The following is a 300-nucleotide window of genomic DNA, read 5'->3' as shown; positions in this document are numbered from 1 at the left end:
TCCTGTATCCGGCGCTGCTCCGGGGTAAGAGCCTTGCCTTTGGGGGTAACACCTTGACGTTCCGCCTCAAGCTGCTTGACCCAGCGCCGCAGCGCGCTCTCAACTACACCAAGCGATGTGCTGGCTTGGGAAACAGTGTAGCCTTGATCCAACACCAAGCTGGCGGCTTCCTGCTTGAACTCAGGAGTAAAGGAACGTCGTTTTCTGGTCATCTGGCACCTCGATTAAGGTGGTAACTTTACCACCTATGTTGGTGTCCGGATTCATTAGACCACTACACTATAGCCCAAGCGTGAAAGT

At 54.0% G+C, this 300-nt stretch carries 1 protein-coding gene; it reads right to left on the bottom strand.

All coding sequences use genetic code 11. The annotated features are described in order from the left end of the window. Positions 1-212, bottom strand: a 212-nt coding sequence (locus A3730_RS29645; RefSeq protein ID WP_082872325.1) for a transposase, incomplete at its 3' end; no start/stop codon positions are given. Between the last annotated feature and the right edge of the window lie 88 nt (positions 213-300).

This window comes from Alcanivorax sp. HI0044 (assembly GCF_001634945.1).
This window is presented reverse-complemented; position numbering and strand designations above follow the sequence as displayed.